The organism is Pseudomonas sp. RL_5y_Pfl2_73 (assembly GCF_963970515.1).
Lineage (GTDB): Bacteria > Pseudomonadota > Gammaproteobacteria > Pseudomonadales > Pseudomonadaceae > Aquipseudomonas.
Genome location: NZ_CAXAPD010000007.1, coordinates 20,150 through 44,054, shown reverse-complemented (window position 1 = coordinate 44,054; position 23,905 = coordinate 20,150). Strand labels below are relative to the sequence as shown.

27 protein-coding genes and 1 pseudogene are annotated in these 23,905 nt (G+C 61.4%); 18 read left to right on the top strand and 10 right to left on the bottom strand.

The window, feature by feature from the left end; translation table 11 throughout:
* A complete protein-coding gene (gloA, locus tag AACY42_RS08875) occupies positions 1–522 on the top strand; it encodes a lactoylglutathione lyase (RefSeq protein ID WP_339478682.1) in 522 nt (173 codons plus the stop codon).
* A gap of 261 nt (positions 523–783) precedes the next feature.
* Here gloA and ahpF read toward each other — a convergent pair whose 3' ends face one another.
* From ahpF to galU, 4 genes are all read right to left on the bottom strand, one after another.
* Positions 784–2,346 (bottom strand): alkyl hydroperoxide reductase subunit F, encoded by a 1,563-nt coding sequence (ahpF, locus tag AACY42_RS08870; protein WP_339478681.1) that lies wholly within the window; start codon positions 2,344–2,346, stop codon positions 784–786.
* A gap of 124 nt (positions 2,347–2,470) precedes the next feature.
* Complete coding sequence (gene ahpC, locus AACY42_RS08865) at positions 2,471–3,034, bottom strand: alkyl hydroperoxide reductase subunit C (RefSeq protein WP_339478679.1); 564 nt, start codon at positions 3,032–3,034, stop codon at positions 2,471–2,473.
* Between the two features lie 250 nt (positions 3,035–3,284).
* On the bottom strand, positions 3,285–4,640 hold the full coding sequence (gorA, locus tag AACY42_RS08860; protein ID WP_339478677.1) for a glutathione-disulfide reductase: 1,356 nt from the start codon (positions 4,638–4,640) through the stop codon (positions 3,285–3,287).
* A gap of 237 nt (positions 4,641–4,877) precedes the next feature.
* Positions 4,878–5,717: a UTP--glucose-1-phosphate uridylyltransferase GalU gene (gene galU / locus AACY42_RS08855; protein ID WP_003182953.1), complete on the bottom strand. Its 840-nt coding sequence runs from the start codon at positions 5,715–5,717 to the stop codon at positions 4,878–4,880.
* A 234-nt stretch (positions 5,718–5,951) separates the two neighbouring features.
* Between galU and AACY42_RS08850 the strand changes: the two genes are divergently transcribed.
* Together AACY42_RS08850 and AACY42_RS08845 are read left to right on the top strand one after the other, a co-directional pair.
* Positions 5,952–6,167, top strand: a complete 216-nt coding sequence (locus AACY42_RS08850) for a hypothetical protein (RefSeq protein ID WP_018605984.1) — start codon at positions 5,952–5,954, stop codon at positions 6,165–6,167.
* 126 nt (positions 6,168–6,293) lie between these two features.
* Entirely contained in the window at positions 6,294–6,575 is a 282-nt protein-coding gene (locus AACY42_RS08845) for a hypothetical protein (protein ID WP_339478674.1), read from the top strand.
* Here the strand turns inward: AACY42_RS08845 and AACY42_RS08840 are convergent, their stop codons facing one another.
* On the bottom strand, positions 6,576–6,806 hold the full coding sequence (locus tag AACY42_RS08840) for a hypothetical protein (protein ID WP_339478672.1): 231 nt from the start codon (positions 6,804–6,806) through the stop codon (positions 6,576–6,578). It abuts the gene before it with no gap.
* Between the two features lie 109 nt (positions 6,807–6,915).
* Positions 6,916–7,266: a hypothetical protein gene (locus AACY42_RS08835; RefSeq protein WP_339478671.1), complete on the bottom strand. Its 351-nt coding sequence runs from the start codon at positions 7,264–7,266 to the stop codon at positions 6,916–6,918.
* A gap of 203 nt (positions 7,267–7,469) precedes the next feature.
* Here AACY42_RS08835 and AACY42_RS08830 point away from each other — a divergent pair, with 203 nt between their 5' ends.
* The 5 genes from AACY42_RS08830 to ada all read left to right on the top strand — a co-directional run bounded on the left by AACY42_RS08830 (position 7,470) and on the right by ada (position 10,828).
* Positions 7,470–7,772, top strand: coding sequence for a DUF1883 domain-containing protein (locus AACY42_RS08830; protein WP_003182962.1), 303 nt, complete (start codon positions 7,470–7,472; stop codon positions 7,770–7,772).
* Between the two features lie 30 nt (positions 7,773–7,802).
* Positions 7,803–7,973: a hypothetical protein gene (locus AACY42_RS08825; RefSeq protein WP_339478669.1), complete on the top strand. Its 171-nt coding sequence runs from the start codon at positions 7,803–7,805 to the stop codon at positions 7,971–7,973.
* Between the two features lie 259 nt (positions 7,974–8,232).
* On the top strand, positions 8,233–8,952 hold the full coding sequence (locus tag AACY42_RS08820) for a 2OG-Fe(II) oxygenase (RefSeq protein WP_339478667.1): 720 nt from the start codon (positions 8,233–8,235) through the stop codon (positions 8,950–8,952).
* A complete protein-coding gene (alkB, locus tag AACY42_RS08815; RefSeq protein WP_339478666.1) occupies positions 8,939–9,619 on the top strand; it encodes a DNA oxidative demethylase AlkB in 681 nt (226 codons plus the stop codon). Before AACY42_RS08820 ends, alkB begins: the two co-directional genes overlap by 14 nt.
* Positions 9,620–9,754: 135 nt before the next feature.
* Positions 9,755–10,828 (top strand): bifunctional DNA-binding transcriptional regulator/O6-methylguanine-DNA methyltransferase Ada, encoded by a 1,074-nt coding sequence (ada, locus tag AACY42_RS08810; protein WP_339478665.1) that lies wholly within the window; start codon positions 9,755–9,757, stop codon positions 10,826–10,828.
* Here ada and AACY42_RS08805 read toward each other — a convergent pair.
* Entirely contained in the window at positions 10,792–11,280 is a 489-nt protein-coding gene (locus tag AACY42_RS08805) for a GyrI-like domain-containing protein (RefSeq protein WP_339478663.1), read from the bottom strand. The genes ada and AACY42_RS08805 overlap by 37 nt on opposite strands.
* Before the next feature lie 149 nt (positions 11,281–11,429).
* On the opposite strand from AACY42_RS08805, the gene AACY42_RS08800 reads away from it, so the two are divergent.
* From AACY42_RS08800 to AACY42_RS08775, 6 genes are all read left to right on the top strand, one after another.
* Positions 11,430–12,500 carry an NAD(P)H-dependent flavin oxidoreductase gene (locus AACY42_RS08800; protein WP_339478661.1) on the top strand — a complete coding sequence of 357 codons (1,071 nt, stop codon included), beginning with the start codon at positions 11,430–11,432 and terminating at the stop codon, positions 12,498–12,500.
* A 206-nt stretch (positions 12,501–12,706) separates the two neighbouring features.
* Positions 12,707–13,459 carry a molybdate ABC transporter substrate-binding protein gene (gene modA, locus AACY42_RS08795; RefSeq protein ID WP_339478660.1) on the top strand — a complete coding sequence of 251 codons (753 nt, stop codon included), beginning with the start codon at positions 12,707–12,709 and terminating at the stop codon, positions 13,457–13,459.
* A complete protein-coding gene (gene modB / locus AACY42_RS08790) occupies positions 13,460–14,140 on the top strand; it encodes a molybdate ABC transporter permease subunit (RefSeq protein ID WP_339478659.1) in 681 nt (226 codons plus the stop codon).
* A gap of 3 nt (positions 14,141–14,143) precedes the next feature.
* Positions 14,144–15,223, top strand: a complete 1,080-nt coding sequence (gene modC, locus AACY42_RS08785; protein WP_339478658.1) for a molybdenum ABC transporter ATP-binding protein — start codon at positions 14,144–14,146, stop codon at positions 15,221–15,223.
* Positions 15,224–15,379: 156 nt separating this feature from the next.
* The gene (locus AACY42_RS08780) at positions 15,380–16,435 is read left to right on the top strand and encodes a DNA topoisomerase IB (protein ID WP_339478657.1); all 1,056 of its coding nucleotides are present in this window, start codon (positions 15,380–15,382) and stop codon (positions 16,433–16,435) included.
* Between the two features lie 207 nt (positions 16,436–16,642).
* A complete protein-coding gene (locus AACY42_RS08775; RefSeq protein WP_339478655.1) occupies positions 16,643–17,113 on the top strand; it encodes an arsenate reductase ArsC in 471 nt (156 codons plus the stop codon).
* Positions 17,114–17,117: 4 nt separating this feature from the next.
* Here AACY42_RS08775 and AACY42_RS08770 read toward each other — a convergent pair whose 3' ends face one another.
* Positions 17,118–17,651, bottom strand: a complete 534-nt coding sequence (locus tag AACY42_RS08770) for a DUF3087 family protein (RefSeq protein WP_339478897.1) — start codon at positions 17,649–17,651, stop codon at positions 17,118–17,120.
* A 217-nt stretch (positions 17,652–17,868) separates the two neighbouring features.
* Between AACY42_RS08770 and ppnN the strand changes: the two genes are divergently transcribed.
* Positions 17,869–19,242 (top strand): nucleotide 5'-monophosphate nucleosidase PpnN, encoded by a 1,374-nt coding sequence (ppnN, locus tag AACY42_RS08765; protein ID WP_339478653.1) that lies wholly within the window; start codon positions 17,869–17,871, stop codon positions 19,240–19,242.
* A gap of 130 nt (positions 19,243–19,372) precedes the next feature.
* Here ppnN and AACY42_RS08760 read toward each other — a convergent pair whose 3' ends face one another.
* On the bottom strand, positions 19,373–20,041 hold the full coding sequence (locus AACY42_RS08760; RefSeq protein ID WP_339478896.1) for an HAD-IA family hydrolase: 669 nt from the start codon (positions 20,039–20,041) through the stop codon (positions 19,373–19,375).
* A 155-nt stretch (positions 20,042–20,196) separates the two neighbouring features.
* The gene (locus AACY42_RS08755; RefSeq protein ID WP_339478651.1) at positions 20,197–21,543 is read right to left on the bottom strand and encodes an MATE family efflux transporter; all 1,347 of its coding nucleotides are present in this window, start codon (positions 21,541–21,543) and stop codon (positions 20,197–20,199) included.
* A gap of 704 nt (positions 21,544–22,247) precedes the next feature.
* Between AACY42_RS08755 and AACY42_RS08750 the strand changes: the two are divergent.
* From AACY42_RS08750 to AACY42_RS08740, 3 genes and pseudogenes are all read left to right on the top strand, one after another.
* A pseudogene (locus tag AACY42_RS08750) lies at positions 22,248–23,192 on the top strand (methyl-accepting chemotaxis protein); the annotation flags it as partial.
* A gap of 11 nt (positions 23,193–23,203) precedes the next feature.
* Positions 23,204–23,572, top strand: coding sequence for a response regulator (locus tag AACY42_RS08745; protein WP_003203044.1), 369 nt, complete (start codon positions 23,204–23,206; stop codon positions 23,570–23,572).
* Positions 23,573–23,587: 15 nt separating this feature from the next.
* Entirely contained in the window at positions 23,588–23,872 is a 285-nt protein-coding gene (locus tag AACY42_RS08740) for an STAS domain-containing protein (RefSeq protein ID WP_339478647.1), read from the top strand.
* Positions 23,873–23,905: the final 33 nt, after the last annotated feature.

Here is a 23,905-nt window from a genome sequence, read left to right as displayed (position 1 = left end):
ATGAGCCTGCACGAACTCAATACTTTCCCAGGCGTCACCGCCCAACCCGACGCCGCCACGGCCAAGTTCGTCTTCAACCACACCATGCTGCGGGTCAAGGACATCACCCAGTCCCTGGATTTCTACACCCGCGTGCTGGGTTTCTCGCTGGTGGAGAAACGCGACTTCCCGGAAGCCGAATTCAGCCTGTATTTCCTCGCCCTGGTGGACAAGAACCAGATCCCGGCGGACGCGGCGGCGCGTACCGAATGGATGAAGTCGATCCCCGGCATCCTGGAGTTGACCCACAACCACGGCACCGAAAGCGACCCGGCCTTCGCCTACCATAACGGCAACACCGACCCACGCGGCTTCGGCCACATCTGCATCTCGGTACCGGACGTCGTCGCAGCCTGCGAGCGCTTCGAAGCACTGGGCTGTGATTTCCAGAAACGCCTGAGCGACGGTCGCATGAAGAGCCTGGCCTTCATCAAGGACCCGGATGGCTACTGGGTTGAAATCATCCAGCCTGCGCCGCTGTAAACCTCACCACCGCTCCCACATTTGATTGTCAGTGATGTGGATTTTTCGCCCCGCACAAATCTCCTGTGGGAGCGAGCCTGCTCGCGATGACGGCGGCACATTCAGCATTGATGCAGGCTGCATCCACCGCGATCGCGAGCAGGCTCGCTCCCACATTGGTGAGTGGTGAGTGGTGAGTGGTGAGTGGTGAGTGCGTGAAATAGCCACAAAAAAACCCATGAGCCAGGCCCATGGGGTTTTGTTTTTTCTGCTATCGGCTATTCAGGCCGGCGCAGAGGTGCGGATCAGGTGGTCGAAGGCGCTCAGAGAAGCCTTGGCACCCTCGCCTACCGCAATCACGATCTGCTTGTACGGCACGGTGGTCACGTCACCGGCGGCGAACACGCCAGGGATCGAGGTTTCACCCCGGGCGTCGACGATAATTTCACCCCGCGGCGACAGCTCGACAGTGCCTTTGAGCCAATCGGTGTTGGGCAGCAGGCCGATTTGCACGAAGATCCCCTCCAACGCCACATCCCGTACTTCACCGCTCGGACGGTCCTTGTAGCGCAAGCCGTTGACCTTCTGGCCGTCTCCGGTCACTTCGGTGGTCTGTGCGTTGGTCACCACCGTCACGTTCGGCAGGCTGTGCAGTTTGCGCTGCAATACCGCATCGGCACGCAATTGCACATCGAACTCCAGCAACGTGACGTGGGCGACGATACCGGCCAGGTCGATGGCCGCCTCGACGCCGGAGTTACCACCGCCAATCACCGCCACGCGCTTGCCTTTGAACAGCGGACCGTCGCAGTGCGGGCAGTACGCCACGCCCTTGTTGCGATACTGCTGCTCGCCCGGCACGTTCATTTCACGCCAGCGGGCACCGGTCGCCAGGATCACGGTCTTGGCCTTGAGGCGCGCACCGCTGGCGAACTTGATTTCATGCAGCTCGCCGTCCTTGCCTGGCACCAAAGCGTCGGCACGTTGCAGGTTCATGATGTCCACGTCGTACTGCTTGACGTGCTCCTCCAGGGCAACGGCCAGTTTCGGCCCTTCAGTTTCCTGGACCGAGATGAAGTTCTCGATGGCCATGGTGTCGAGCACCTGGCCGCCGAAACGTTCAGCCGCTACACCGGTGCGAATGCCTTTACGAGCTGCGTAGATCGCCGCCGAAGCGCCGGCCGGGCCACCGCCGACCACCAGCACATCAAAAGCATCCTTGGCGCTGATTTTCTCGGCTTGGCGTTCGATACCGCCGGTGTCGATCTTGGCGAGAATCTCTTCCAGGCCCATGCGGCCCTGGCCGAAGTTCACACCGTTGAGGTACACACTTGGCACGGCCATGATCTGGCGTTCATCGACTTCGGCCTGGAACAACGCGCCGTCGATGGCGACATGGCGGATGTTAGGGTTCAGCACTGCCATCAGGTTCAGCGCCTGGACCACGTCCGGGCAGTTCTGGCACGACAGCGAGAAATAGGTCTCGAAGTTGAACTCGCCCTTGAGGGAGCGGACCTGTTCAATGACCTCGACACTGGCCTTCGAAGGGTGACCGCCAACTTGCAGCAAGGCCAACACCAGCGAAGTGAATTCGTGGCCCATGGGAATGCCGGCAAAACGCAGACTGATATCGGCTCCCGGGCGATTCAACGAAAACGACGGCTTGCGCGCATCGCTGCCGTTGTCGAGCAAGGTAATCTGGTGGGAAAGACTGGCAACGTCTTGGAGTAACGCAAGCATTTCCTGGGATTTCGCACCGTCGTCGAGGGAGGCAACGATCTCGATCGGCTGGGTGACCCGTTCCAGGTATGACTTCAACTGAGCTTTAAGATTGGCGTCCAACATACGGGCGATTTCCATTTTTTGAATTTCAGAAAAAACAACGCCCGAGCGAATCTCGCCCGGGCGTTTTTTGGGGCGAAGCGGCTTACTTGATTAAGAGCGAATCGCCCTCGAATGACTCACAGACTTAGATTTTGCCGACCAGGTCCAGGGACGGAGCCAGGGTGGCCTCGCCTTCTTTCCACTTGGCTGGGCAAACTTCGCCCGGGTGAGCGGCAACGTATTGAGCAGCCTTGATTTTGCGCAGCAGCTCGGAAGCGTCACGGCCAACGCCTCCATCGTTGACTTCAACGATCTTGATCTGGCCTTCTGGGTTGATCACAAAAGTACCGCGGTCGGCCAGGCCGACCTCTTCGATCAGCACGTCGAAGTTGCGCGAGATGACGTGGGTCGGGTCGCCGATCATGGTGTACTGGATTTTGCCGATGGCTGGCGAAGTGTTGTGCCAGGCAGCGTGGGCGAAGTGAGTGTCGGTGGAGACGCTGTAGATCTCGACGCCCAGTTTCTGGAACTCGGCGTAGTTGTCGGCCAGGTCTTCCAGCTCGGTTGGGCAAACGAAGGTGAAGTCAGCCGGGTAGAAGAACACGACAGACCACTTGCCTTTCAGGTTGGCGTCCGATACTTCGACGAATTCGCCGTTTTTGAAGGCGGTAGCGTTGAACGGTTTAACTTGGCTGTTGATGATAGGCATCGATGTTTCTCCATCAGGGTTGGAAAGTTGATGGAGGGAATCTTATCCACTCATTCCCGGGCTGGCTCATTGGCAAACCTGATGTGAATGATTGGTTTTGGCTATCAGGAATCTATATGGATAGAGAAAATCTGTAGGAGCTGGTGAAGCCTGCGATTTTTTGATCTTTCGTTTGAGACCCAAGTGTCTTGGGAAAGATCGCAGCCTCGTTGCACTCGACAGCTCCTACGGACAGCTTTTGCGGGTAGCGTCAGGCTACGGGGGTACGCATCGTCACGAATTCTTCGGCGGCCGTCGGGTGCACGCCGATGGTTTCGTCGAAGTCGCGCTTGGTGGCGCCGGCCTTGAGGGCGATGGCCAGCCCTTGGACGATTTCACCGGCATCCGGCCCGACCATGTGGCACCCCAACACCTTGTCGGTCTTGGCATCCACCACCAGTTTCATCAGGGTGCGTTCCTGGCACTCGGTCAAGCTCAGCTTCATCGGCCGGAAGCGACTTTCGAAAATCTCCACCGCATGCCCCTCCTCCCTGGCCTGCTCTTCGGTCAGGCCCACCGTGCCGATGTTCGGCAAGCTGAACACGGCGGTGGGAATCATCCGGTAATCCACCAATCGATACTGCTCGGGCTTGAACAGACGTCGCGCCACCGCCATGCCTTCGGCCAGGGCAACGGGGGTGAGCTGGACGCGACCGATCACGTCGCCAATGGCCAGGATTGACGGTTCGGTGGTCTCGTATTTTTCGTTGACCTGGACAAAGCCCTTCTCATCCAGCGTGACACCGGTGGTTTCCAGGCCCAGGTTATCGAGCATCGGCCGCCGACCGGTGGCGTAGAACACGCAATCGGTGAGCAACGTTTTGCCATCCTTGAGCTCGACCCTGAGGCTGCCATCGTCCAGTTTTTCGATTGACTTGATGTCAGCGTTAAATTGCAGGTCCAGGCCACGGCGGGTCAGTTCTTCTGCCAGGTGCTTGCGTACCGCACCGTCAAAGCCACGCAGGAACAGTTCACCGCGATAGAGCAAAGACGTCTGCGCGCCCATGCCGTGAAAGATTCCGGCGAACTCCACCGCAATGTAGCCACCGCCCACCACAATGACGCGCTTGGGCAGGTCTTTGAGAAAGAACGCCTCGTTGGAGCTGATGGCGTGCTCGCGCCCCGGAATCTCCGGGATCACCGGCCAACCGCCCGTGGCGATCAGGATGTGCCTGGCGGTGTAGCGCTGGCCATTGATCTCAACCTCGTTGGGCCCGGTCAGCCTGGCATGACCTTCGTGCAGCACGACACCGCTGTTGACCAGCAGGTTGCGGTAGATGCCGTTGAGGCGATTGATCTCCCGGTCCTTGTTGGCGATCAACGTGGCCCAGTCAAAACTCGCCTCGCCCGCCGTCCAGCCATAGGCCGACGCCTGCTCGAGGTCCTCGGCGTAATGCGCGCCATAGACCAGCAGCTTTTTCGGCACGCAACCCACGTTCACGCAGGTACCGCCCAGGTAACGGCTTTCCGCCACGGCCACCTTGGCCCCGAAACCGGCGGCAAACCGCGCAGCCCGCACACCACCGGAACCGGCGCCAACCACATACAAGTCAAAATCGTAGGCCATTTTCTATCTCCTTCGGCAGGTCATCAGCATACCTGCTGTTTTCACCTGAGGCAGCGTTGTGATGGTTATGGGGGTGGAAAACGCAAAAGCCAGCCGGGCTGGATCATGTCGAGCGTTCAAGCCCGCTCCCACAGGGTTTTGCATGTGTGATTGAGGCGTTGCGAGCCATTTTTCCCCACGCCAAAAAAAACGCCCCGAACCAGTCGGGGCGTTTTTTTCAAGGCATGGCGCAGGCTATCAGTAAGCCTTGCCCGTCTTGTAGAAGTTCTCGAAGCAGAAGTTGGTCGCGTCGATGTAGCCTTCGGCGCCACCGCAGTCGAAACGCTTGCCTTTGAACTTGTAAGCCATGACGCAGCCGTTCTGGGCCTGTTTCATCAGGGCGTCGGTGATCTGGATTTCGCCGCCCTTGCCTGGCTCGGTCTGTTCGATCAGGTCGAAGATGTCCGGGGTCAGGATGTAGCGACCGATGATCGCCAGGTTCGACGGTGCGTCTTCAGGTTTTGGCTTTTCAACCATGCTGTGAACGCGGTAGATGTCGTCGCGGATCATTTCGCCGGCAATCACGCCGTACTTGTTGGTTTCCTGCGGATCGACTTCCTGGATCGCCACGATGGAGCAGCGGAACTGCTTGTACAGCTTGACCATCTGGGTCAGTACGCCGTCGCCTTCGAGGTTGACGCACAGGTCGTCCGCCAGGACCACGGCGAAGGGTTCGTCACCGATCAGTGGGCGACCGGTGAGGATCGCATGGCCCAGGCCTTTCATTTCGGTCTGGCGGGTGTAGGAGAACGAGCACTCATCCAGCAGCTTGCGGATGCCGACCAGGTATTTTTCCTTGTCAGTGCCCTTGATCTGGTTTTCCAGCTCGTAGCTGATGTCGAAATGGTCTTCCAACGCACGCTTGCCACGGCCCGTCACGATGGAGATTTCAGTCAGGCCTGCATCGAGGGCTTCTTCGACGCCGTACTGGATCAGTGGCTTGTTCACCACCGGCAGCATTTCTTTGGGCATGGCTTTAGTCGCTGGCAGGAAGCGAGTACCGTAACCGGCTGCTGGGAACAAGCATTTCTTGATCATATAAGTCCTTGAAAAGGAGGTGTGTACGAGTTTCGGCGCAGTCTAATCAGGCGACAGGCACCTTACAATGCCCGCACTGGCCAACCGGTGCCATCATAGAGAAATAAAAAACGGCGGATAGTTCAATCGCCTTTCGTTTCGATGGCAGCAGCGGCCCACTGTACGCCAGTGGGCGCTGTTTGCGAGCATTTGACGTATCATGGCGCCCTTGATCCCGCCAATTGAGGCAGCTAGATGTCGGCAACAAGAAACGCAAACGGTTATTCGGTCAGCCAGGGCAAGGACGGCCAGTGGTGGATTATCAACTACCACGGCGAGCAGGTCGCCGGTCCTTTGCCCAGCAAGGCCATGGCGGTGGAAGTGGCCGCAGTATTCCAGGATGAGCGCGCTGCCCCGGCGGCGAAAGAACGCGACACCGCCCCCGCACGCAGCCCACGCCGCAAGAAATAACCAGGCGAGCCTCTAGTAAATGCCACACGAGCATTGAACGAGGCTTGTTTAGCTGTACTTTAGCTGTACCGCAATGGCCATTCGCTATAACCTCGCCGTTGCCCTTCCCTTCTCGATGACGATCCCATGAAGACACTTCTGGCACTGTTTACAGTCCTGGCCTTGGCGGGCTGTGCCTCGGCCGAAAAAACCTACCTGAACAACGGTGAACAAGGCCTGACCATTGACTGCTCGGGCGAGGCCAACGCCTGGGCGACATGCTACGAAAAGGCTGACGCGTCCTGTGCCGGCACCGGCTACCGCATCGTCGGTACCGACGGCACACCCCAGGTCAAGGAAAGCGAGAAGACCCTGGGCGTCGACGTCGGTAACTTCACCAGCCGCAGCGTCGTGGTGGTCTGCAAGTAATCAAATGTGGATCTCGGCAAACTTGATGCCCAGCCCGCGCAAGGTTTCGATCAGTTCATCGAGACGGCTGAAGGACTCGACTTCGTCCTGCTCATCCACCAGGAAAAAACTGCGCCCGGCGCTTTTCTTGAAGAACACGATCCATTCGCCCGGGCTCGCCGGGTTCTGAATCACATGGGTGGCACAGATAAGACCTTCTGCATGGCGCTCACGCACCTGCTCGCGTTTCATCGACTGACTCCATAAATGACAATGCCGCCAACGTCGATCGTGGCGGCATTTTTTGTCGAGGGCAGTAGTTTATCCGATGCCCGGTCCGCTCGTCAGGCGCGTAATGTGATCAGCCGGAAATGCAGGCGTTGGCCGCATCTTGCACATCGCCCGGACGCACCGGCACGTTGGACATGCTTTCGTGCAGCTTGATGCTGCTGCCGCTGGAGCGCTCGTCAATGTCGAACACCGCCGCCGGCAGGGTCGACAGTTTGCCCGGGACGATCAGCCGCACGCCGTTCTTGTGCGGCTCCATTTGCAGCGAGCCACGGCTGCTGGCCAGCTTGTCGGCAACGCACTTGGCGTATTCTTGAGGCTTCTTTCCGGAGATGACGCTCATGGTGGGCGGCGTCTGGTTGATGTCCGATACCGATGCACATCCACTCATGACCAATGCCAACACCCACACGCTGCGCTTCATATGATTCCTCCAATAAAGACCGTCCGACAGTGCAGACGCCGTTTTTCTCCGGTGCTGCACCGCTTTATTTTTTCCGCAACCCGCAATAAATGAACAAAGCCTGGAGCGCGGGCCGGATATTAACACTCGGGGCTGATAAACTGCGCATCATTGCCCCTTGCTATCGTTTTGATTTTGTAGAAAAAGCCCTTCTGGAGGCGCCCATGAAATTCATCCATCAGCGCGAGCACCTGAACGAAGACGACATCGTCGTCATCGAATGCTCCCAAATGTGCAATATCCGTTTGATGAACGACGCCAACTTCCGTAGCTTCAAGAACGGCGGTCGGCACACGTATCACGGCGGCGCGTTCGACACTTTCCCGGCCCGGATCACTGCCCCTAGCACCGGTTTCTGGAACATCACCATCGACACCGTCAACCGCCGTGCAATCAGCGTCACGCGCAAGCCGACCCTGACCCACAAGATCAAAATCATCCGGCGTTCCAGCTCGAAACTGAGCTGAGCCTCGCCCACTTTCAAGACAGGCAAAACCGTGGCCCAGACGACCAAATACGTCATCAAGTACAAACTCAACGGCGAACGCCGCTTCGAATTCGCGCAACTGCAAACCGGTTCCGAGGAAGAAGCCAGGGCAGCCCTGCAAAAGCTGCATGGCGAAACCAACGATGTGATCAGCGACCTCCAGGTCAGCAAGGCGCTGTAGCTCCCGCTCGATTCTGTAGGAACGGTGTAGCAGCTGTGTAGGAGCTGTCGAGTGCAACGAGGCTGCGATCTCTCCCCAGACAATTGAGTCAAGAGCGAAAGATCAAGATCAAGATCAAAGGATCGCAGGCTTCGCCAGCTCCTACAGAGCCCAGCGCGAGCTTGCCCCCTCGCCACAGAATGCCGCACCGCAAGAATCGGGGTGCCCTGCAACGCAGCACTGCGCAGACTGAACAGTCCTTCCAACAAGGATTGCCATCGTGCCCCCTACGCCTTCCCTGCTCCCACACCTCGCCAACCTGGACTGGCCCGCCCTGGAACACAGCCTCGATCAGCACGGCTGTGCAGTCATTCGCAACCTGCTGCCAACAACACAATGCCGGCTACTGAGTGGTTTGTACGCCAACCCCAGTCTTTTTCGTTCGCGGGTGATCATGGCCCGCCATGGATTCGGGCGCGGCGAGTATCAGTATTTTCGCTATCCATTACCGGACCTCATCCAACAGCTGCGTCAGTCGTTGTACCCAATGCTGGTGCCGCTGGCGAACCGCTGGAATGAATGCATGGGCCTGGAGGTACGCTACCCCCACGCACACGCCGATTTCATCCATCGCTGTCACGCCGCCGGGCAATCGCGGCCTACGCCGTTGTTGCTGCAATACGGTCCGCAGGACTACAACTGTCTGCATCAGGATCTGTACGGCGAGCAGGTGTTCCCACTGCAGGTGGCAATCCTGCTGTCGGAACCGGGCCGGGACTTTACCGGCGGCGAGTTTGTCCTCACCGAACAGCGCCCGCGCATGCAATCGCGGCCCCAGGTCATCGATCTGAAACTGGGCGATGCCGTGGTGTTTGCCGTGCACCAGCGGCCCGTCAAAGGCGTTCGCGGTTATTATCGGGTGACCATGCGCCATGGCGTCAGCTGCGTGCACAGCGGCAGGCGGCACACCTTGGGAATCATTTTTCATGATGCGCAGTAATGACACACCGCTCACCTTGGACCTGTTCGCCGACCAGGCGCCCACCACGCCTGGCCAGGTCGAGCAGATCGGCCAGCAAGCATTCGTGCTGCGCGGGTTCGCCTTGCCCTGGCTCGAGCGCTTGCTGCCGGCGTTGGAAGGCGTCTTGCAGGCTGCGCCGTTCCGGCAGATGGTCACGCCCGGTGGCTTTACCATGTCGGTGGCCTTGAGCAGTTGCGGTGCACTGGGCTGGACCACCGACCGCAGCGGCTATCGCTACACCGCCCACGACCCGCAGACCGGCCACCCCTGGCCCGACATGCCGACGGTGTTTCGCGAACTGGCCCAGGCCGCCGCCCGGCAGGCGCGGTTCGAGCATTTCGAACCCGACGCCTGCCTGATCAACCGCTACGTGCCCGGCGCGCGGATGTCGCTGCACCAGGACAAGAACGAGCGCTCCTTCGCCGCTCCCATCGTCTCGATGTCCTTGGGCCTGCCGGCGGTGTTCCAGTTCGGCGGTTTTGAGCGCAGCGACAAAAGCCTGCGCATCCCGTTGTTCCATGGCGACATTGTGGTCTGGGGCGGCGTGGACCGGTTGCGTTACCACGGCGTGTTGCCGCTCAAGGACGGCCAGCACCCGCGCCTGGGGACCCAGCGGATCAACCTGACGTTTCGCACGGCTGGGTGAAGGTGCAGAATTCAACCGCAAGACCCGGAGTGTCGTCACTTGGATGGCTCGCTACTCTAGTGTCCTGTAACACAAATACTGTTCGTTTTTGCGAAACAGGGCACTAGACAAAACGGGCCAATGGACATCACGACCATGAACAGCACTTCGAACAACCTCGCCCCTGAACTGGATCCTCGCTGGGCTGCCGTGCTCGCCCGGGATCCACGCGCCGACGGTACCTTCGTCTATGGCGTGAAAACCACCGGCATCTACTGCCACCCCAGCAGCCTGTCGCGCCTGCCCAACCCGCGCAACGTCGAGTTCTTCGACACGCCGGAGCAGGCCCAAGCCGCCGGTTACCGACCCAGCAAGCGCGTGGCCCGGGACCAGACCCAGATCGCCGCCCAACAAGCGGCACGGGTCGCGGCTGCCTGCCGGCAGATCGAGGCAGCCGAGGCACTGCCGGGCCTGAATGAGCTGGCAGAAAGCGCAGGGTTGAGCCCCTTCCATTTTCATCGGATCTTCAAGGCAGTCACCGGCCTGACCCCCAAGGGTTATGCCGCCGCCCACCGCTCACGCAAGGTGCGCGAACGTCTGGCCGATGGCGGCACGATCACCGAGGCGCTGTACGATGCCGGTTTCAACTCCAACAGCCGCTTTTATGAGGCTGCCGACAAGGTGTTGGGCATGAAACCCGCCGACTATCGCGCCGCCGGGCAGAACACTGACATCCGTTTCGCCGTCGGCCAATGCTCCCTCGGTGCGATTCTGGTGGCGCAAAGCGAGCGTGGCGTGTGCGCGATCCTGCTGGGGGACGACCCGGACGCGCTGGTGCGGGACCTGCAAGACAAGTTCCGCCGGGCCAACCTGATCGGTGCCGACCGCGAGTTCGAGCAATTGATCGCCCAGGTGGTTGGCTTCATCGAAGCGCCGGCCCTGGGCCTGGACCTGCCCTTGGACCTGCGCGGCACCGCCTTCCAGGAGCGGGTCTGGCAAGCCTTGCGGGACATTCCCGCAGGCAGCACCGCCAGCTACGCCGAGATCGCCCAGCGCATCGGCATGCCCAAGGCCGTGCGGGCCGTGGCCCAGGCCTGCGGCGCCAACAGCCTGGCGGTGGCGATCCCTTGCCACCGGGTGGTACGCAGCGACGGCAACCTGTCGGGCTATCGCTGGGGCGTGGAGCGCAAGCGTCAGTTGCTGGCGCTGGAGCGCTCATCCGGGGATTGAATGCCAATGTAGACCGCCACCGAATCGGGGCTGCTGTAGAGCTCGAAATCGGTGGTGAAGCGACGCACGGTTTGCGGGTTGTCGGCGAAATACGCCCAGATCAGGCCCCAGGCCTGGATCACGCAGTCGGGCATCGGCCCCTTGGCCGCAAACATCAGGTAATCCCCGCCCTCGATGGCCACGGCAGGGTAGCCTGCGCTGGTCGCATCCACCTGCACCCCGGCCGTCACATCGAAGTGGCCGGTGGCGTCAGACTCATAATTGGAATACACCCCATAGACGAACGACTCCGACTGCCGGGCCGCAATCGTATCGAACAGCCCTTCGGTGAAGAACCGCTGCCACATCGGGCCGATCCGGGCGGTGTCGGGCTGCTGCTCGTCGGCGTTGCGGGTGCGTACCTGCAAACCGGCCACGGTGAAGGGTTCGACGGTCTTGAGTTTCACGTCCATGGGGCGGGTTCCTTGATGTATGAAGCCCGCATGGTACCCCTCCCGTCGTCGGGATCAAGTTGCAGCGCTCGATTGAAAAACTCGACTGGCCCACGCCTCCCCACACCTGCTAAAAACGCTGTTTCCTTCTGCCGTCGGAGACCCCGCACATGAGCCAGTGGCCAGACACTCGCATTCTTGACCTGCTCGGTATCGAGCTGCCCATCCTCCAGGGGCCGATGGCCGGGGTGACCGGGCCAGCCATGGTGATCGCGACGTGCAATGCCGGCGGGCTGGGTTCGATGCCGGCGGCGATGCTCGATGTCGAGCAACTGCGCCAGGCGCTGACGACCATCGGCGAACAGACCGACAAGCCATTCAATGTGAATTTTTTCTGTCACCAGCCGCCGGCCTTCGACGAACAACGGGTCGCGGCCTGGAAGCAACGGCTCAAGCCGTACTACCAGGAACTGGGCGTCGACTTCGACGCGCCGACCCCGGTGTCCAACCGCACGCCGTTCGACGATGCCGCCTGCCGGGTGCTGGAAGAGATGCGTCCCAAAGTGGTCAGTTTCCATTTCGGCCTGCCGGAAAAAACCTTGCTGGACCGGGTGAAGGCCACTGGCGCGAAAATCCTCTGCTCGGCCACCACCGTCGAGGAGGCCATCTGGCTGGAACAGCATGGTTGCGACGCGATCATTGCCATGGGCTATGAAGCCGGTGGTCATCGCGGGATGTTCCTCAGCGACGACCTCGACACCCAAGTCGGGCTGTTTGCCTTGCTGCCGCAGGTGGTGGATGCGGTGAAGGTGCCGGTGATCGCTGCCGGCGGCATTGGCGATGGGCGGGGGATCGTCGCGGCGTTCGCCCTGGGGGCCTCGGCGGTGCAACTGGGCAGCGCCTACCTGTTCACGCCCGAGGCGAAGATCAGCGCCTCCCATCACCGCGCCTTACGCACGGCCAAGGAAAGTCAGACCGCCGTCACCAACCTGTTCACCGGTCGTCCGGCCCGGGGCATCGTCAACCGGGTGATGCGCGAAGTGGGCCCAATGAACCCACTGGCCCCGGCTTTTCCCTTGGCGGGTGGCGCATTGATGCCGTTGCGCGCCAAAGGCGAAGCAGACTTCAGCAACCTCTGGGCCGGCCAGGCCTTCCCCCTGGGCCGCGAGCTGTCGACAGCCGAGCTGACGCAGTGGCTGGCCGAAGAGGCATTGGCCCGACTCCACAGGGCAAATGTCTGATCGAACGCCATCGCGAGCAGGCTCGCTCCCACAGGGTTCTGTGGTGTACATGAGCCCTGCTGCCACCTCAGGTCCCATGTGGGGCTTGCTCGCGATGGCGCCAGCCCTTGCACCCTCACTCCCCAGGCAAAATGCCGCGTTCCGTTTGTCGGCCATTCGCTATATATTCCGGTATATAGCGAACCAGACCTTACGGAGCCTCATCCATGCCCCTCACCCGCTTCGCACCGTTGTTGCTGACCACGCTCTTTACCGTTGGCGCTGTCCAGGCCGCTGAGGTACAGGTGGCGGTCGCTTCCAATTTCACCGCGCCGATCCAGGCCATCGCCGCCGACTTCGAAAAAGACACCGGGCACAAGCTCGTGGCGGCTTACGGCGCCACCGGACAGTTTTACGCCCAGATCAAGAACGGCGCGCCATTCGAAGTCTTCCTCGCCGCCGACGACACCACCCCGGCCAAACTCGAAAGCGAAGGCGACACCGTCAAGGGCTCGCGCTTCACCTACGCGGTCGGCACCCTGGCGCTGTGGTCGGCCAAGGACGGTTATGTCGACAGCACAGGGCAGGTCCTCAAGCACAACGACTTCCAGCACCTGTCCATCGCCAACCCGAAAGCCGCGCCCTACGGCCTGGCCGCAACCCAGGTATTGGACAAGCTCGGCTTGACCGCACGGGTGAAAAGCAAGCTCGTCGAAGGCCAGAACATCACCCAGGCCTATCAATTCGTCTCCACCGGTAACGCCGAACTTGGTTTCGTCGCCTTGTCCCAGGTGTACAAGGACGGCAAAGTGACGGGCGGCTCGGCGTGGATCGTACCGGCCGAACTGCACGACCCGATCAAACAGGACGCGGTGATCCTCAACAAGGGCCGGGACAACCCCGCTGCCGTGGCCCTGGTGGATTACCTCAAGGGCCCGAAAGCCGCCGCCATCATTCAAACCTACGGTTACCAACGCTAAATGCCACTGACCAGCGCCGACTATGCCGCCATCTGGCTGACCCTGAAACTGGCGTCATTGACCACAGTGATCCTGCTGCTCATCGGCACGCCCATCGCGTTGTGGCTATCGCGCACCCGCTCCTGGCTGCGCGGGCCGGTGGGTGCGGTGGTGGCGTTGCCGTTGGTGCTGCCGCCCACGGTGATCGGCTTTTACCTGTTGCTGGCATTGGGACCGAACGGCTGGATCGGCCAGCTCACCCAAACCCTCGGGTTGGGCACCCTCACCTTCAGCTTTACCGGGCTGGTGATCGGCTCGGTGATCTATTCCATGCCGTTTGTGGTGCAGCCGTTGCAGAACGCCTTTGCCGCCATCGGCAATCGTCCCCTGGAAGTCGCCGCCACCCTGCGGGCCGGGCCCTGGGATACGTTTTTCAGCGTCATCCTGCCCCTGGCTCGCCCCGGTTTCATCACCGCGGCGATTCTCGGTTTTGCCCACACCGTCGGCGAGTTCGGTGTGGTGCTGATGATCGGCGGCAACATTGCGGAGAAAACCCGGGTGGTGTCGGTGCAGATCTACGACCACGTCGAAGCCCTGGAATACGCCCAGGCCCACTGGCTGGCGGCGGCGATGCTGGTGTTTTCATTCCTGGTGCTGCTGGCGCTGTACTCCAGCCGCCAAACCCGTGCCGGTTGGAGCTGATTGATGATTCACGCGCGTTTTCAGCTCGACCACGAGGCTTTCTCCCTGGACCTGGATGTGCAACTGCCGGGCCGGGGCGTGACCGCCCTGTATGGGCCTTCCGGTTCCGGCAAAACCACCTGCCTGCGCTGCATTGCCGGGTTGGAGCGGCCGGCTCGCGGTTTTATCGAGGTCAACGGCCAAGTCTGGCAAGACAGTGAGCACGCAGTGTTCGTGCCGCCCCATAAACGGTCGGTCGGGTATGTGTTCCAGGAGGCAAGCCTGTTCGCCCATCTGTCGGTGCGGGCCAACCTGGCGTTCGGCCTCAAACGCATCGCGCCGACACAGCGGCGGGTGGACATGGAACAGGCGACCGAACTGCTGGGCATCGGGCACTTACTCGATCGACAGCCGCACAACCTGTCTGGCGGCGAACGCCAGCGGGTGGGCATCGCCCGCGCCTTGCTCACCAGCCCGCAACTGCTGCTGATGGATGAGCCGCTGGCGGCCCTCGATACCCGACGCAAAAACGAAATCCTGCCATACCTGCAGCGACTCCACGATGAGCTGGACATCCCGGTGCTGTATGTCAGCCATTCCCAGGACGAAGTGGCGCGCCTGGCCGATCACATCGTGCTGCTCGACGGCGGCCGCGCACTGGCCAGTGGGCCGATCGGCGAGACCCTGGCCCGGCTCGACCTGCCATTGGCCCTGGGGGATGACGCGGGGGTGGTGATCGAGGGCAAGGTCAGCGGTTATGACCCGGCTTATCAATTGTTGACCCTGAATCTGCCCGACAGCCAACTGAACGTACGCGTGACCCATACGTCCCTGGCCCTCGGCCAACCGCTGCGTTTCAAGGTCCAGGCCCGGGACGTCAGCCTCAGCCTGGCGAACGATGCCCAGACCAGCATCCTCAATCGCCTGCCGGTCACCGTGGTCAGCGAACAGGCCGCCGACAACGCCGCCCACGTGCTGATCCGCCTGGAAGCCGCCGGCACCCCGCTGCTGGCGCGTATCACCCGTTATTCGCGCGATCAGATGAAACTGCATCCGGGGCAGGTGTTGTGGGCGCAGATCAAGGCGGTGGCGGTGTTGGCGTAGGGTCCGAAACCTGCGGATCCCACTGTGGGAGCAAGGCTTGCTTCCACAGGTTTGCTCCCACAGGTTTCGGGGCAGCATCAAAATCTTGGCACGACCACAATAGGCTGCGGTCAATGAGTTCACAGGCCACTGGATTCGTTGCCAAGGACTCGTTTCATGCCCGATACCCAACCGCCGGATGCACTGCCGGCCGACCTGCATTATGTCGATGACACGGCCCCGGGCATCACCCGCAAAAAGCAGCGGGGCACATTCTGTTATTTCGACCCGCAGGGCCAGCGCATCACCGACGCGGCCGAGATCCAGCGCATCAATGCCCTGGCGGTGCCGCCGGCCTACACCGATGTCTGGATCTGCACCGACCCGCGCGGCCATCTCCAGGCCACCGGGCGCGATGCTCGCGGACGCAAGCAGTACCGCTACCATGCACGCTGGCGCGAGGTTCGTGATGCGGACAAGTATTCGCGAACACTGGCATTCGGACGCGCGCTGCCGCGCTTGCGCAAACGCCTGGAGCAGATCCTCGCTACGCCCGGGTTCAGCCGCGACAAAGTCATGGCCACCGTCATCACCCTGCTGGACGTGACCCTGATCCGCGTCGGCAACAGCCAATACGCTCGGGACAATCGCTCATACGGCCTGACGACCCTGCGCAACAAACATGTCGAGATCAACGGCAGCGCCATCGCCTTCCAGTTCCGTGGCAAGAGCGGCATCGAGCACCAGATCACCGTGAAGGACCGCCGCCTGGCGCGGATCATCAAGCGCTGCCAGGAGATCCCCGGGCAGAACCTGTTCCAGTACCTGGACGAACACGGCGAGCGCCACTCCATCAGCTCTTCGGACATCAACGCCTACCTCAAGACCCTCACTGGCGCTGACTTCACCGCCAAGGACTACCGCACCTGGGCCGGCAGCGCAGCCGCTCTGGCCGGGTTGCGGACGCTGCGCTGGGAAACCGAGAGCGAGGCCAAAAGGCATGTCGCCGAAATGGTCAGGCAAGTCGCCCGACAGCTGGGCAACACACCGAGCGTCTGTCGCAAGTGCTACATTCATCCTGCGGTGGTGGAGGGTTTCCTGCTCGGTGCCCTGACCCAGTTGCCCAAACCCCGGGCACGTAAAGGCCTCAGCGAAGAAGAAGCCGGGCTGACGCTATTTTTGCAGCGCATGACACAAGCCGCCCAGAAATGCGAGCAGCAGCAACCGGCTTGACGCGCTCACCGCCAGCCCGCCACGGATGAGGAACATCCGGAGATCGGGGGATTGCGACGCAAGATTCGTTAAAGACCGTTGAGGCGCAGACCTGCTGCGCCCTGGCGCTTCCCGCCCTTTCCCTCGCCACAAATACGGAATTCCATATATTCGATTGTCCGCATACACTCCGACACAGCCCAACCTTGCGCTTATCGGAGCCGATCGATGAAAGTCCTCTTCATGTGCACAGCCAACAGTTGCCGCAGCATTCTCAGCGAAGCGATGTTCAACCACCTGGCCCCCGCCGGGTTTGAGGCCGTCAGCGCCGGCAGTTTCCCCAAGGGCCACGTGCTGCCGCGCAGCCTGAGCACCCTGCAAGAAGCCGGTATTAGCATCCAAGGCTTGCGCAGCAAGGGTCACGACGCACTCGAGGGCAGCCCGCCGGACATCGTCATCACCGTGTGCGACAGCGCCGCTCGCGATGCTTGCCCGGTGTACTTCGGTCCGGCCATCAAAGCCCACTGGGGCCTGGTCGATCCATCGACCATTAAAAGCAGCGACGATCAAATCGGCCAGGCCTTCCATGCCACCCTGGATCGTATCGAAACACGCTGCCGGGCCTTTTTCGCCCTGCCCTTCGACCAACTCGACGCCCGAGCCCTGAAAGCCGAGCTCGACCGCATCGCCACCCTCTGACCGATCAATCCGCGCGATAGGCCTGCTTCACCGTCTCGATCCAGCTCGCCTCCAGGCGCGACTGTTCGGTGTCCAGGCCCAGTGCCTGCATCTGCGCCAGGTGCGCGTCGGCCTCTCGCGCCAGAGAGCCTTGGCCGCTGGAGTTGGCGTCCAACTGATGCATCTGCCCCAGCCCCAGGTGGTAGAAGCGCAGCAGCTTCATGGCGGTGGGGTCCTGGGCCTGCACGCCGGCGGTCACCTGATGCATCACGTTGGTGATTTTCATCAGGCTGCGCTTAAGCTGCCAGCCGTACACGGCGGCGGCCATCCACGGCTGCGACCAGAAATACTGGCGCATTAGAACAGCCATCGCCAACACCGCGACAATCACCCCGCCGAGATTGAAACGAAAGTTATCGCCTCCGGGCGTCCCCAGCACCATCACAGCCAGGCTGGACAGCAGCATCGCCAGTGCCAGGAACACCACCGCGATGATCAGGGTGCTGCGGCGGGTCTGCTTGCGGTAGGTGTCGCCATCCCACGGTTTGATCTCGAACATCGCGGTGCAATTTCCTTGTACGGCATCAAAAGAGTCACGCATTATCGCCTCCCCGGTCGATTTAGCTATGCTGGGGCTCATTTTGTATGGCAACCGACTCGCCGGGACCGGATCAAAGTCCATGGCGATAGCGCAAGGATCGTGCGATCTTTCAGCGTGGACGTTTTTTTCAAGATGCCGTCGTTGTGTGCATGGCATCGTTTTCAAGGAAAGCTGAATGACTCAAAGACATGTAATCAACGCCTCGGTAAGCCCCAAGGGCAGTCTGGAAACCTTGTCCCAGCGCGAAGTCCAGCAACTGAGCGAAGCCGGTTCCGGCAGTATCTATACCCTCTTCCGCCAGTGCGCCCTGGCCATCCTCAACACCGGCGCCCATGTTGATAACGCCAAGACCATCCTGGAAGCCTACAAGGACTTCGAGATCCGTATTCACCAGCAGGACCGGGGCGTGCGCCTGGAGCTGCTGAACGCGCCGGCCGATGCGTTCGTCGACGGCGAAATGATCGCCAGCACTCGGGAGATGCTGTTCAGCGCCCTGCGCGACATCGTCTACACCGAAAACGAGCTGGACAGCCAGCGCATCGACCTCAGCTCGTCCCAGGGCATCAGCGACTACGTGTTCCACCTGCTGCGCAACGCTCGCACCTTGCGTCCTGGCGTGGAGCCGAAAATCGTCGTGTGCTGGGGCGGTCACTCGATCAACACCGAAGAATACAAATACACCAAGAGAGTCGGCCACGAACTGGGCCTGCGCAGCCTGGACATCTGCACCGGTTGCGGCCCAGGCGTGATGAAAGGCCCGATGAAAGGCGCCACCATTGCCCATGCCAAACAGCGTATCCATGGCGGTCGCTACCTGGGCCTGACGGAACCGGGCATCATCGCCGCCGAGGCGCCGAACCCGATCGTCAATGAGCTGGTGATCCTGCCGGACATCGAGAAGCGCCTGGAGGCCTTCGTGCGTGTCGGCCACGGCATCATCATCTTCCCGGGTGGCGCAGGCACGGCCGAAGAGTTCCTGTACCTGCTGGGCATCCTGATGCACCCGGCCAACCAGGACCTGCCGTTCCCGGTAGTCCTCACCGGGCCGAAAAACGCCGCGCCGTACCTCGATCAGTTGCATGCGTTTGTCGGTGCAACCCTGGGTGAGGCGGCGCAGAAGCACTATCAGATCATCATCGACGACCCGGCCGAAGTGGCGCGGCAAATGACCCAGGGGCTCAAGGAGGTCAAGCAGTTCCGCCGCGAACGCAACGACGCCTTCCACTTCAACTGGCTGCTGAAGATCGACGAGGGCTTCCAGCGCCCGTTCGACCCGACCCACGCCAACATGGCCAGCCTGGGCCTGAGCCGCGACCTGCCCTCCCACGAACTGGCCGCCAACCTGCGCCGGGCGTTCTCGGGGATCGTGGCCGGTAACGTCAAGGACATGGGCATCCGCCTGATCGAGGAGCATGGTCCGTACGAAATCCACGGCGACACCGCCATCATGGAACCGCTCGACCGCCTGCTCCAGGCCTTCGTCGCCCAACACCGCATGAAACTGCCGGGCGGCGCCGCGTACGTGCCGTGCTATCGCGTGGTGACCTGACCTATCTGAGGACCACAGATCCAATGTGTACAAGCGAGCTTGCTCGCGATGACAGCGGCACATTCAGCACAGATGCAAGCTGACCCACCGCTATCGCGAGCAAGCTCGCTCCCACAGGGGGCGACGGTGGTTACAGGGCTGGGGTCAGCCGCATCAGGCCGGTTTCATCCACTTCAATGCCTAGCCCCAGGTAATCCTTGATCTGCGGATGAAGGGTGACCACTGGGTGCGTATGCGTCGCTGTCACCACCAGCACATCCGCCCCCACCGCCTCGCCAGCGCGGATACCCGCCTCGGCGTCCTCAAAGACCAGGCACTCTTGCGGTGCCACTTGCAGGCGTTCGGCGGCCAGGCGATAGCAGGCGGGGTTGGGCTTGCCATCGCTGACGTCTTCGGCAGTGACCATGACCAAAGGGCGCGCAATTCCGGCGGCTTCCATACGACGCAAGGCCAATGCCATCGGTGCCGACGTGACAACCGCCCACCGCTCTGGCGGCAGGCTGTTCAGAAAGGCCTGCGCACCGGCCACCTGCACCACCCCTTCGACATCTTCGATTTCCTCGCGGGTAATCTGCTCGGCTTCAGCCTGGGCATCCACCCCTGGCAGGCGCTGGCGGGCGATGGTGTCGATGGCCCGCACGCCATGGATCGTCGGCAAGAACGTCGCCACGTCCACGCCATGGCGCATGGCCCAACGCGTCCAAATCCGCTCGGCGGCGGCGATGGAATTGAGCAGTGTGCCGTCCATGTCGAACAGGAAGGCGCGGTAGGCAATGTGGGTGGGCAGGCTGGCAGGCATCGGATCCTCGGTGACGGCATGGCGGGTGACGCCCACTGTACCATCGCCAGCCCCCAATACCCTGTGGGAGCGGGTCTGTGGATGAGCCTGTGAGAGCAAAGCTTGCTCCCACAAGCGCGCACCCAAGAAATGGTGTTGTGTCACAAAGCGACAATCTAAACGAGGCGCTCGATCGACTGATGCTGCCACACCCGCTTGTAGTACAGCGTCTGCAACAACAGCATGCTCAGGTAGGCGACCGGGAACGCCATCCACACCCCTTGCAGCCCGAAGTGAGCGTCCAGCAGATACGCCGCTGGCAGTTGCACAGCGACGATGCAGAAAATCGAGATGGCGACCGGCGCCAGCACTGTGCCACTGGCGCGCATGATACCGCCGACGATCGCCTGGAAGCCGAACACCAGCAGGCTCCAGAGCATGATGTGCAGCAGGTGTTCGGCCTGGACCCGTGCCGCCGGGTCGGTGATGAACAACCCCAGTAGCCAGTGGGACAACAGGTAACCCAGGACCACCAGCCCCCCCGTAAGCCAGAGGTTGATCAACAACCCCGTGCGCAGGATCGGCCCCAGGCGCTCCTGGCGTCCGGCACCGATGGCCTGGGCGCCGAGGATCGAGGCGGTGATGGCGATCGACAGTGCCGGAAACTGCACGTAGTTGACGATCTGCGTCACCGCGCCGTAGGCCGCCGTGGCCTGGGAACCATGGCTATTGACCAGTGCCAGGATCACCAACTCCGACAACGAGATCACCACCATCTGCAACCCTGTGGGCAAGCCAATGCGCAGCACTTTGCCCAGGATGTCCTTGTCCAGGCGCATCGCCGCGAACAACGCCCGGTCCGGCGCCAGGGCATGCTCGCGACGGTTCAGGCGCCACGCCAACATGGCCATGCCCGAGGCCGTCCCCACCAACCCCGCCAGCGCCGCACTCTGGATACCCATCTGCGGCAACCCCAACCAGCCACGAATCAACGCCGGCGTAAGCAGCAGCCCGACACTGGTAGAGATCAGCAACGCCAACATCGGTGACACCGTATCGCTCACCCCGCGCAGCAGTTGGGTAAACAGCACAAATACCAGCAACATTGGCAGGATCCACATCATGACCCGGGCATAGGAAACGGCGTCCTCCAGCACATCAGCCGGCGTGCCGAGCCCCTGCAACGCCTGACGCGCAAAGACACTGCCGAGCACCGCCGCCGTCAGGCCGATGATCGCCCCCAACAACAACGTCGAACCGGCAATTGCCTTCACCGTACCGGTTTCTCCGGCGCCGTAGGCTTGCCCGATCAATACCCCCGCGCCCACACCGAGGCCAATCACCAATGCAATAAAGAAAAACAAGATGGGAAACATGCCCGACACCGCCGCCAAAGCCTGGGTACCGAGCATCTGGCCGATGTAGATGCTGTTGAACGTGCCAGACATGGACTGCAGGAAGTTGGACAGGACCATGGGGGCCAGGAACAGGAGGTAGGTTTTCCAGAGGGGCTGGGTGGGCATGGGGGCTCTGATGGCAGGTTCGAAATCCAATGCGGGGTAATTTAGCGCAATCCATACCACTCGTTTCAGAAGATTCAGCGCGGTTCGCTTTTGTGACGAGGGCGCTCGCTCCCGTCGGGCTGCGATCTTTCCAAGGCCAGTTGAGTCGCAAGTGAACGATCAAAAGATCGCAGCCTTCGGCAGCTCCTACAGCGCCGCGCGGGAACAAGCTCCCTCGCCACAGGGGTTCTATGTTGCGGCTTATACCTTCGTCGGGTGCATTCGACATTCCACAGACTGCGTCTAATCTGGAGTAGCACAGTGCCACGTACCCTGTAGGCCAATGCCTACAGCGATACCGGTATCGGACAGCCGGTCTTAAAGTCCGAGTAGAGGTCGCAGATAACCAGTTATTCGCAAAGAACCTGTTAGAAACTCTGTTCAAGGACCGAACCATGACGTCGTACTCACACGGTCATTCCTTCGCCCACCCACCGCGCATCCTCTGGCACACAGTGCTCGTCGCTTTCGTTGCAGCTGTTGGCGTCGTGCTGATCAACGGTCCAAGTCTACAAAACATCTTTCTGGGCATTGCCCTGCTGGTCGTTGGCGTCGGTGCTGGCATATGGGGTGCACGCTCGCAACGTCAACAACTCGACAGCGCCATCGCCACCGCCATGGGCCGCCACGACCTGCAAGCCACCGAGCACCTGACCCATAACACCCATGCACAACTCAACGAAGTCATCCTCGGGGCCATGCCGATCTGGGCCAAGCAGGTCGAAAGCTCCCGGCAGCAGACCGAAACCGCCATCGTCTCGCTGACCAGCCGTTTCACCGGCATCTCCTCACGCCTGGAAGACACCGTGCAAGCCTCGCACCTGGCCGCTGGCGACCTGGCCGGCAGCAGCAGTGGCGGCGCCGTGCAGGTGCTGGCCCAAAGCGAAGGTGAACTGGTCAAGGTCATCGATTCCCTGAAGGCCACCCAGGCCAGCCGCGATGAAATCCTGGCCCAGGTGCGCAACCTGACAGCCTATACCGGCGAACTGCGGACCATGGCCGCCGATGTTGCGGCGATTGCCGCGCAAACCAACCTGCTGGCCCTCAACGCCGCCATCGAAGCCGCCCGTGCCGGCGAGGCCGGGCGTGGGTTTGCCGTGGTGGCCGACGCCGTGCGCAGTCTCTCGAGCAAATCCAGCGAGACCGGCCAGCAGATGTCGGCCAAGGTCGACATCATCAACACCGCCATCACCCAACTGGTGCAGGCCGCGTCCAGCGGCGCGGACCAGGACAGCCATTCGGTCAGCGCCTCCGAGGAAAGCATCCAGCACGTGCTGGAGCGTTTCAAGAGCGTCACGGGCCGGCTGGCCGACTCGGCCGACATGCTGCAGCAGGAAAGTTTCGGCATCCGCGATGAGCTCACCGAGGTACTGGTCAGCCTGCAATTCCAGGATCGGGTCAGCCAGATCCTCAGCCACGTGCGCGACAACATCGAGGACCTGCATGTGCACATGCAGCAGGCCAATCAGTCACCCGAACAGGCTGTTTCTATCGACGCCCGCCAATGGCTGGCGCGCATGGAAACCACTTACGCCACCGACGAGCAACGCCGCAATCACCACGGCGACTCGGGCGCGCAGCAGGCTTCACAGGAAATCACCTTCTTTTAGGAGAGCCGTTCATGGCTAAAAGTGTATTGGTTGTCGACGACTCCGCGAGCGTTCGGCAGGTGGTCGGCATCGCGTTAAAAAGTGCCGGCTATGACGTGATCGAGGCCAGCGATGGCAAGGACGCCCTGGGCAAGCTCAATGGCCAGAAAGTGCACCTGATCATCAGTGACGTGAACATGCCCAACATGGACGGCATCACCTTCGTCAAGGAGGTCAAGAAGCTGGCCAGCTACAAGTTCACACCGATCATCATGCTCACCACCGAATCCCAGGAGTCGAAGAAACAGGAAGGCCAGGCCGCCGGGGCCAAGGCTTGGGTGGTCAAGCCGTTCCAGCCGGCGCAGATGCTGGCGGCGGTATCCAAGCTGATTCTTCCTTGATAGCCGGAGGCTCCCATGCCGTTGCAGTACGAGACACACGATGACACCGCCCAGGTGCACATCGACGGCGAGCTGACGATCTACACCGCGGCCGAGCTGGCCGCGCAGTGGCTGCCGCACCTGGGGGCCACGCCGCGAATGGCCCTGGATCTGTCGCAAATCACCGAGATGGACGGCGCCGGCCTGCAACTGCTGCTGATGGTACAGCGCGAGGCCTCCAGGGCTGGGACTCACCTGACACTGATCGGCCAAAGCAAGGCCGTCACCGAGACACTTGCCCTGTGCAACCTGGTTGCCTAGGGCCGCTGCAATACGTCGGACACGACAAAGGAT